This window comes from Thalassovita aquimarina, assembly GCF_018219815.1.
Taxonomy (GTDB): Bacteria; Pseudomonadota; Alphaproteobacteria; order Rhodobacterales; family Rhodobacteraceae; genus Thalassobius; species Thalassobius aquimarinus.
On sequence record NZ_JADMKU010000017.1, the window covers coordinates 82,906 to 92,050 of the forward strand.

General features: G+C 59.7%; 9 protein-coding genes. 5 read left to right on the plus strand and 4 right to left on the minus strand.

Translation table 11 applies throughout. The annotated features are described in order from the left end of the window. Window positions 1-99: 99 nt before the first annotated feature. The 3 genes from IT775_RS16525 to hisD form a co-directional block, all read right to left on the minus strand. Window positions 100-399, minus strand: a complete 300-nt coding sequence (locus IT775_RS16525) for a hypothetical protein (protein ID WP_212702330.1) — start codon at window positions 397-399, stop codon at window positions 100-102. Window positions 400-857: 458 nt separating this feature from the next. Continuing rightward, on the minus strand, window positions 858-1,622 hold the full coding sequence (locus IT775_RS16530) for an SDR family NAD(P)-dependent oxidoreductase (protein WP_212702331.1): 765 nt from the start codon (window positions 1,620-1,622) through the stop codon (window positions 858-860). Between the two features lie 11 nt (window positions 1,623-1,633). Then, a complete protein-coding gene (hisD, locus tag IT775_RS16535; protein ID WP_212702332.1) occupies window positions 1,634-2,944 on the minus strand; it encodes a histidinol dehydrogenase in 1,311 nt (436 codons plus the stop codon). 664 nt (window positions 2,945-3,608) lie between these two features. Here hisD and IT775_RS16540 point away from each other — a divergent pair. Beyond that, entirely contained in the window at window positions 3,609-4,223 is a 615-nt protein-coding gene (locus IT775_RS16540; protein ID WP_212702333.1) for a hypothetical protein, read from the plus strand. Between the two features lie 473 nt (window positions 4,224-4,696). On the opposite strand, the gene IT775_RS16545 is transcribed toward IT775_RS16540, so the two are convergent. After that, window positions 4,697-5,362 carry an ArsR/SmtB family transcription factor gene (locus tag IT775_RS16545; protein ID WP_212702334.1) on the minus strand — a complete coding sequence of 222 codons (666 nt, stop codon included), beginning with the start codon at window positions 5,360-5,362 and terminating at the stop codon, window positions 4,697-4,699. Window positions 5,363-5,448: 86 nt separating this feature from the next. On the opposite strand from IT775_RS16545, the gene IT775_RS16550 reads away from it, so the two are divergent. The 4 genes from IT775_RS16550 (at window position 5,449) to IT775_RS16565 (ending at window position 8,751) form a co-directional block, all read left to right on the plus strand. Beyond that, complete coding sequence (locus IT775_RS16550; protein ID WP_212702335.1) at window positions 5,449-6,291, plus strand: sterol desaturase family protein; 843 nt, start codon at window positions 5,449-5,451, stop codon at window positions 6,289-6,291. Further along, complete coding sequence (locus IT775_RS16555) at window positions 6,288-7,589, plus strand: MFS transporter (protein WP_212702336.1); 1,302 nt, start codon at window positions 6,288-6,290, stop codon at window positions 7,587-7,589. Before IT775_RS16550 ends, IT775_RS16555 begins: the two co-directional genes overlap by 4 nt. Next, the gene (locus IT775_RS16560; RefSeq protein ID WP_212702337.1) at window positions 7,582-8,295 is read left to right on the plus strand and encodes a DUF1499 domain-containing protein; all 714 of its coding nucleotides are present in this window, start codon (window positions 7,582-7,584) and stop codon (window positions 8,293-8,295) included. The genes IT775_RS16555 and IT775_RS16560 overlap by 8 nt, the downstream gene beginning before the upstream one ends. A gap of 135 nt (window positions 8,296-8,430) precedes the next feature. Then, window positions 8,431-8,751 carry a rhodanese-like domain-containing protein gene (locus IT775_RS16565; protein WP_212702338.1) on the plus strand — a complete coding sequence of 107 codons (321 nt, stop codon included), beginning with the start codon at window positions 8,431-8,433 and terminating at the stop codon, window positions 8,749-8,751. The last annotated feature ends 394 nt before the right edge of the window (window positions 8,752-9,145 follow it).

Below are 9,145 nucleotides of genomic sequence, written 5' to 3' on the forward strand. Positions count from 1 at the left end.
CTCCTCTGAGTTGTTGCGTATCGTAGCAAGCTTGCGCGCGTTGTCGATGGCGACGGACAGGCTGATCGCATCATCGATGCCCTGAGCGGAAATGTCGAACTATTCGATGAGGCCGTCGTTATCATCATCGTCAGTTTCTTTATGTATTGCCTTACGCTTCTTCGCTTTTTGACGATCTCGATGTTCATCCACCAAGTCCTCGCCGCGCTCATACTCCGCTATCCCTGGCACAGAATCTCGCAGTGGGTATCCCAACATCAGGTCTTTGTCTTCGATCACGATCTCGCAGTCATTTTCGCCCGCCTGATCAAGCTGCTCAAAGATATCGACCACGCGTTCGTCGAGTAAATGCTTATAATAGCGAACCGTCGCCTCTTCATTCTCATACCCCATGTTCATGGACCAGGCTTTGAGTTCCTCAGGCGTCTTGCAAACCTCCAAGCTGAGGCTGCCAATGCAGTGCTTCGCTGCATGCGGCTAATATCTGCTTGCCTCCCATGATCGAATCTATTTTGTTTGGCCTCCATCCGGCTATGCCGCGCGGGGCTTCTGATGACGGCAGGTGCTGCTGCCCCCCTTGTATACAGGGTCAGGCTCTGCCGTGAAATCCGCCAGTCATTCCGGCGCCAGCACTCCGAGCAGGTGATCGCGGTAAGCCGTCCAGACTATGCAAAAGTCGCTATCTGCGCAAAGCTGCCATTTGAGCTTGGCGCAGCGAAGGTCAGCTTATTTGCCATTCTCGGTCCTCCGTTTCCTAAACATAGCGGTGGACCAGTTCATTTGGGAGGCTCAACCAGTCCCCGTTGGATGGTTCAGGGTGATTGCCGTTGCATACCTGGTCAGACGGCGAAAGCGAATCATTTCGCCGTCCAGCCGCCGTCTACCATCAGGGCAGCGCCTGTGATCATGGATGCCGCATCAGAGGCGAGAAAGACGGCGGCCCCCATGATGTCTTCAACCTGTCCGACGTGGTCGAGTATGATGTTGCTTTCGATCCAGGCGCGTTTGTCCGGGTCATCGAATGTGGGCCGGGTGAGTTTCGTCAAGATGAAGGTCGGGCAGATCGTGTTGACACGTATGCCCCGTTGTCCCCATTCGATCGCCATCGCCTTGGTGAAACCTTCCACTGCATGTTTGGTTGCGGCATAGACGGCGCGGTCGGGGCCGCCGACATGAGCCATCTGCGAAGAGATGTTGATGATCGAGCCGGGCCGCCCCGCTGAAATCATGGCATCGGCCACGGCTTGGGTGAGGAAGTATGCGCCTTTGAAATTGACCCCTGCAACGGCGTCGAAATCTTCTTCCGTCGTCGCCAGAGCCGGGCTGTGGCGGGCAAGGCCCGCCGCATTCAGCATAACGTCGAAAGGCGCTTCGCTGCCCAGAGCCTTACGGGTCGCGGCGACATCGGCAATGTCGAGAGCGAGGGGACGGGCCGACAAGCCCGCGTCCTTCATCTCGGCCGCCAGCGTTTCGAGAACGTCGGCGCGCCGGGCCGCGAGGGTGACATCGGCACCGGCTTCGGCCAGGGCAACGGCACAGGCGCGACCAATCCCGGAGGAAGCGCCCGCCACGATCGCGCGTTTGCCGTCAAGCCGGAAGGAGGGTGTTACAGGCAATGCCATGGGCCAATCCCTTATTCGGCCGCCGTGCCGTAGGCGACGTTCTTTCCACCGTAGCGGCGCACGCGGATATTGCATTGCTCGGCGTGACCAACGAAGCCTTCCAGCATGCACAGTCGCGAACCGTATTCGCCGATCTTCGCCGCCGCCTCGTCGGTGATGACTTTCTGATAGCTGTGGGTCTTGAGGAATTTTCCAACCCACAGCCCGCCGGTATAGCGCCCGGCCTTCCTGGTCGGCAGCGTATGGTTCGTACCGATCACCTTATCGCCGTTGGCGACATTGGTCCGGGGGCCAAGGAACAAAGCGCCATAGGAATGCATGTTCTCAAGGAACCAGTCGTCGCGGTCGGTCATCACCTGAACGTGCTCGTAGGCCATGTCGTTGGCCACATCGAGCATCTCCTCGTAACTGTCGCACAGGATCACGTCGCCATAGTCGCGCCAGCTGACCGAAGCCGTTTCAGCGGTGGGCAGGATCTTCAGCAGGCGATCGATCTCGGCCATCGTTTCCTCGGCGAGCTTGCGCGAGTTGGTGATCAGGCAGGCCGGGGAATTGTAGCCATGTTCGGCTTGTCCGAGCAGGTCGGTGGCGCAAAGTTCCGCGTCCACGGTTTCGTCGGCGATAACCATGGTTTCCGTCGGACCGGCAAAAAGGTCGATCCCGACTTTCCCGTAGAGCTGGCGCTTCGCTTCCGCGACGAAAGCGTTGCCCGGCCCCACCAGCATATGCACCGGGTCGATCGTTTCGGTGCCTAGGGCCATGGCGCCCACCGCCTGGATGCCGCCGAGAACGTAGATCTCATGCGCGCCACCCATTTGCATAGCAGCGACAATCGCGGGGTGGGGGGCGCCATCGACCGGCGGCGCGGAAGCGATGATGCGCGGGACACCCGCCACCGATGCCGTGAGCACCGACATATGCGCAGACGCGACCATCGGGAACTTTCCGCCGGGCACATAACATCCGACCGATTGCACGGGGATGTTCTTGTGCCCCAGGATCACGCCGGGCATCGTCTCGACCTCGATATCCGTCATGCTCGCACGCTGCGCCTCGGCGAAGCGGCGAATCTGGGCCTGGGCGAATTTGATATCCTCCATGTCACGTGCCGAGACCTTCTGCATCGCCGCTTCGATCTCCGATTGGGTCAGGCGAAATCTCTCAGGTGCGTAGCTGTCGAACTTCTGAGAAAGCTCACGCACCGCCGCGTCACCACGGCTTTCGATGTCGGCCAGCGTGGTTTCCACGACGTCCCGCACCTTGGCATCATCCTTTGCCCGGTGCTCTTCAGATATGCCCTGTTTCAGATAGGTGACGGTCATGTGGTGTCCCTGCTTGCTATGTCGAATTTGGATTGCCCGCGCGGTTACTTTGGGAGAGCTCGCACATTCGGAATGGTATCAGCCGTGATATTGTCAGGGCAACCAATCAGTACTGACCGCGGCAAACGATATTGTCGCGGAGCAAGTTGGATACGAACCGAGAAATTGATTTTATTAACCTCCGTTTTATCCGCAAACAGCCCTAAACAGACTTGAAGGTCGCCCGCGACGTGCCAACGTTGCCCCAGCAAGTATGGGCGGGGAGCGGACCTTCGCGTCAAATCACACGCATGACCGGTTCGGGTGTGAAGCGGTCGTTCGCCACGCCCCATGAGAACATAGGCTACGCGGAGCTTACTGAGATTGCGGCTTGGAAGCTTCGAACGGGCACGCCTCGGCAACTCGCTTCAGAGTAAAGGCGTTCGAACGCTGTCGGGGTGCTACGAATGCCTGCCCAGCCCTGCGGAACTGGCGGAATCCTACCCATGTTATTGAATAACACTTGAGGGTTATTGACTAACACGTGAGGTCATATCTTGTTGGCCACAAGATTACGACAAACGACCAGCTAACGCGTTTGTCTGGCAACACGGCGAACTGGCGACAATCCTGAAGCAGAAGCGCCATACTACCACCGCGACCTGCGGTAAGAAGGAGCAAGAACATGAAACTCTTGATAGCAACAGCGACGACTGTTCTGGTTGCATCTCAGGCATCTGCCGGCTCGTACGAGGTAAGGTGCGAGACAACGAAAGTACCGTATCAGGAAACCGTCAAAGGCGGAACTCCCGAGAAAGTAATCGGCGGGGCGATTATCGGCGGGGTGCTCGGGAAAGTCGTGACAAAGGAAAATGCCGGTGCTGCCGCCGGCGCTATCATCGGCGGAGCCGTCGCCAATGAAACGAGCAAAAAGACCGTCACCAAATACAAAGACGTCGAAACCTGCACGAACGTTTTCATTCCCGAGCGCGTCACGGATGAGGAAGCGCTTCGACAGGCCTTGCTGGATCTGAACGACGGCAAGTCGGTCAGCAAGGAAATGATCATGGACGTGCAGTATACGATCGGCGTCGGCCATGACGGAAAATGGGGGCCAAAGTCCAAGCTGGCCGCCGAGAAATACCTGGCAAACCTTGAGCCTGACGCGCCGCTGTATTCACTGGTGGTCAATGATGTGGTCATCGTCAGCTCGGCCGACGCCAGTGCGATCGATCAGATCAAGCAGGCCCTGCTTGAAGCAGGTGTCGACTCGCAAATCTTTGTCGATTTGCAGCAATGAATGTCAGCGGCGCTACTCAGCGTAGCGCCGCCTGCGACCGCCGGCAAAATTGACCGAACCACGGTTCGGAACCTGTTCGTCCGGCAATCGCTGCGGCAATCGCCAATGACCGCTTCGGGCTCTGAACAGCCATTCACCGCAGATAAATTGAATATCCACTGAGGGCCGGAAGCGCCATTCAGCCCCGCGCGGTGACCTCGCTTTTGCAAATGTCGCTATCTGCGCAAAGCCGCCGTTGGTCCAGGCCGCAGCGAACGACCACTCTCAGCCCAAAGCAGACGTAGCTGATCAGCTGGAGAGCGCGGAGAACTGACGTTCGTTGCAGGTGTGAAAGAGGAGTTTCAAAGTTGGTAGATCGGATATTCGATTTTCTACCACTCCCTTAGAAAGCCCATTGATGCAACGGCGTTTAAAATGCTCGAATGTCCTCTAGGTTTCTGGAGCTTGAACTGCACCAGTGACAGCGCAGCTTGTTAGGCCGCGCCATCAAGAATGGGGCGCCCGTCCTCCCTCCATTCGGGCAGACCACCCTCGAGTCGGCGGGCATTCAGGCCATGCTTGCGCAATGCCGCGACCGCCTGATGGGCGTAGATGCAGTAAGGGCCACGGCAATATGCGACGATCTCTTTTTCAAGATCGAGGTCGGAGATAAGGCTTTCAAGTTTATCCAACTCGATATTGAATGCGCCCGGAATATGCCCTGCTTTATATTCATCAGCGGGCCGGACATCGAGCACGGTAACAGCGCCTTCGTCGAGCCGCACAGCCAGGTCGTCGCGACTGACCGGTTCGGGTGCTGTTTCCCCGCCGGAGAGCCCGCGTAGGATGCGCTCCACCTGGGCCAGATTCCGCTCAGCCACGACACGCAGCAAGTCCATCAGCTCCAACGTCTTTGCATCGGTCAGACGGTAAATCACGGCCTTGCCGTCGCGGCGGCTGGTAACGAGCCCGGATCGGCGGAGCTGTTGAAGATGCTGAGAGCAGTTGGCGATAGTAAGGCCGGTCTTTTCGGCCAATGCCTCCACCCCGCGTTCCCCCTGGGCCAGCTGTTCCAGGATCGATAGCCGCGCCGGAGCGGAAAGCGCCCGTGCAACCAGAGCATATTCTTCGAGAAGGGCTTTCTTGGGGCTGGTTGACACAGCGCGCCTCCAAACGATAAATCATTCAATCGATAACTTGAATATTATCGATTCCAACGCGCAGGACAACCCCGGAGCCAGTGCCCATGTCAGAAATCATCCTCGCCGCCGAACCGACGATCCGCCTTGCCGCCTTCCTGGGCGTGCTTGCGGTGATGATGATTTGGGAATTGGCCGCCCCCCGCCGGCGCCGCGACATCCCGCGGGTGATCCGCTGGACGAATAATTTCGCGCTGGTGGTCGTCGACACGATCATCCTGCGGCTGAGCTTTCCGATTCTCGCTGTAGGCCTTGCGATGCTGGCCGAGGAAAGGGACTGGGGCCTCTTCAACGTGATCGACGTTCCAGGATGGGTGGCGTTCACAGGCTCCATTCTGCTTCTCGATCTGGCCATCTATCTCCAGCACGTGATGTTTCACGCGGTTCCCGGCCTGTGGCGGCTGCACCGGATGCATCATGCCGATCTCGATTTCGACGCCACCACAGGGCTGCGCTTTCACCCGGTCGAGATCCTTGCTTCGATGGCGATCAAGCTCGCCGTCGTTGGTGCGCTCGGCGCGCCTGCCGTCTCGGTGCTACTGTTCGAGGTGATCCTGAACGCGACATCGATCTTCAACCATTCGAACATCGGGCTTCCAGCTGGTGTTGATCGCGCGCTGCGTCTTTTTCTTGTCACGCCCGACATGCACCGCGTCCACCATTCCGTCGACCCGCGCGAAACGAATTCCAATTACGGCTTCAGCGTCCCCTGGTGGGACAGGCTGCTTGGCACCTATGTCGCCCAGCCTGCCAAGGGGCACGAGGGCATGGAAATCGGCATTGAACAGTTCCGCACCCGCCGCGATCTCTGGCTCGACCGGATGCTCATTCAACCACTTCGAGGCCCCGCGAGCGGCCATGCACTTGATTTAGGGAACGAACAGAAATGACCTACACCCCGGGCATTCGCGAAAACCTGCGCCCCTTTCTCGAACAGCTACTTCAGGTCTTCTTCGTCGGCCTGACCATCGGGCTGCAGCGCACGGTCATCCCGGCACTGGCCGAAACCGAATTCGGCGTGGTGCAGGGGTCGATGACCGCGCTTTTCGCCTTCGTCGTGTCCTTCGGCGCGGTCAAGGGAGCGATGAACTTCGTTTCGGGCCGCGTGTCCGAACGGGTCGGGCGCCGCCGTGTGCTGATCTGGGGCTGGCTGGCGGCGCTGCCGATCCCGTTCATGATCCTTTATGCTCCCTCTTGGGGCTGGATCGTCGCGGCGAACGTGCTTCTGGGTGTGAACCAGGGTTTCTGCTGGTCGATGACCGTCACCGCCAAGATGGACATCGTGAAAGGATCGCAACGCGGTCTCGCCACCGGGTTCAACGAATTCGCAGGCTATGGCGGCGTGGCGCTGGCCGGACTGGTCACCGGCTATCTCGCCAGCTACTTCGACCCCCGGATGAGCCTCTTTGTCTTCGGCCTGCTTGTCATTCTGCTGGCGCTCTCGGCCGGTCTTCTATCCTTCACCGAAACGCTTCCCTACGCCCGAGCAGAAGCCGCGCGACACAAGTCGGGCGAAACGACCGGGCCGCAACCTCGCTATGTCGAAGGGCCGGAAAACCCCACCTCGGGGCAAATCTTTGCCCTCGTCACTTGGCGCAACCCTACCTTCATGGCGCTGGCGCAGGCAGGCAGTGTCGAGAAATTCGTCGATGCGCTGATGTGGGCGCTGGTGCCGGTGTTCCTGATCGCCAAGGGCGCGACCCTGATCGAAATCGGCTGGGTCACCGGCATCTACGGGTTCGTCTGGGGCGGCAGTCAGCTCTGGACCGGGCCGTTTTCCGACGCGTTCGGGCGCAAGTGGCCGACGGTCGCGGGCTTCTTCCTCTGCGCAGGCGGCGTGCTGGCGTTTCCCCTCCTCGCCACCCTCACGGCATGGTCCGTGGCGGCGGCGGTAACCGGCATTGGCATGGCGCTGCTCTACCCGACGCTGATCGCGGCGATGGGCGACATCGCGCATCCCTCGTGGCGGGGTTCGGCTCTGGGCGTCTATCGGTTCTGGCGCGATCTGGGCTATGCTATCGGGGCGCTCGCCATGGGGCTGATCGCCGATGCCGCAGGCATGCTTGAGGCCGGGTTCTGGTTCACCGGGCTTGCCATGGCGGGATCGGGCCTGTGGCTGATCCTCGGCATGGAGGAAACCCATCCCCGCCTGAAACCTGCTTCCCGGAAGGAGAAAGCGAATGCGTAACGTGATTTCAAACCGCCTCGGACTACTTGCCATCCTGTGCGGCCTTGCCTCGATTGCCTTTGTCGGTGTTGCCGTCTGGGGGTTCCGCCAGGGCGGCTGGCCGTGGCCACAATCCTATCGCGTGGCGACATGGGGCGCATGGGTGGCGCTGGCGGGATGCCTCGCCGCGCTGGTGGGGTTGATGGTTTGGTTGCGCAACCGGAAAAGCACCGGTTTCGCAGTGTTGCTAGGGCTGGTTCTGTCGCTTCCCGTCGCGGGGATGGGCATCGCCTTCGACATGGCGGCCCGCATGACGCCGCCGATCAACGACATTTCCACCGACACGCAGGACCCGCCGGTATTCTGGTTCACCGCAACACCCACGGACTATCCTTCCGCGAATGCGGAACCGCAAAGCGCGGCCTATCCCGGGGTTCGTCCGCTCGACCTCGACCTGACCTTCGACGACGCCTTCGGCCTCGCGCTCGCGCTGGTCGAGGAACGCGGCTGGCTGGTGCTTTCGGACGATCCCGATGAAAGTCAGATCGAGGCCATTGCGACCAGCCGTCTTTTCGGTTTCGAGGACGAGGTGGCGATCCGGGTAACCGAAACCGACAGCGGCACCCGTATAGATATGCGTTCGCGCTCGCGCCTCGGGCAGGTTGATCGAGGCGCTAACGCCCGGCGCATTACGGCATTCATGTCCGATCTGGACGCGCGTTCCTGAAACGAATCCCATTCCCAGCAAAGGAAACCCAATGGACCTGAAATCCTTTCTCGTGGCGGCTTCTGTCGCCCTCGGCTCTACTGCACCCCCCTGTTCGCGCAGGACGCCGCAGTCGAGGCGATGCAGGAATATATGATGTTCTCGGACTACGAAGCCGGGATCATCCTGCCGCAGCAGATCGACCAGACGGTTTTCGAGAGTTCCCTCTTCGTAGACACGCGCGACGCCGGCCAATTCGAAGAGGCCTCCATCCCAGGCGCGGTGAACATCGAATGGCGCGAGGTGCTCGACCGGATCGACGAGATCCCTGAAGACCGCATGACCATCCTGTTCTGCAACACAGGCAGCCTGTCCGCACAGGCGGTCTTCGCGTTGCGTGTTGCGGGCCGGACGAATGCCCTCGTCATGCAGACCGGCTTTTCCGGTTGGCAAAAGGATGCGGCCTGGAAGCCCTAACGGCGAATTGGACCGCAACAGGAGAAGGCTGTGAAATTATACGCAAATTCGCCATTGCTGAATGGTCGATCATGCAGCGTTACAGTCTCCACAACAAACCTCGCTTTCGCAAATGGAGTGAAGGTCCGGAAAGGCACGCCGTCCCGCGGCATTGTGAGGATCGGGTGAACGGCCGGTAAAGGCCGTTCGCTCCAATTTGCAAAGTCAGCTTCCTGCGCAAAGCCGCCGTTGGAGCATACCGTAGCGAAGGGCCGCTTCGTGCCAAAAGCGGACGTTGCACATCGGCAAAGGCTCAAGCTGATTCATGGGACTGAAACCTAGGGTCAGGACTCATAGCCAATAGATGACGGTTGCAGCGAGCGCGATTGCGGAGAGGAAGACCTTCGGGCACCTG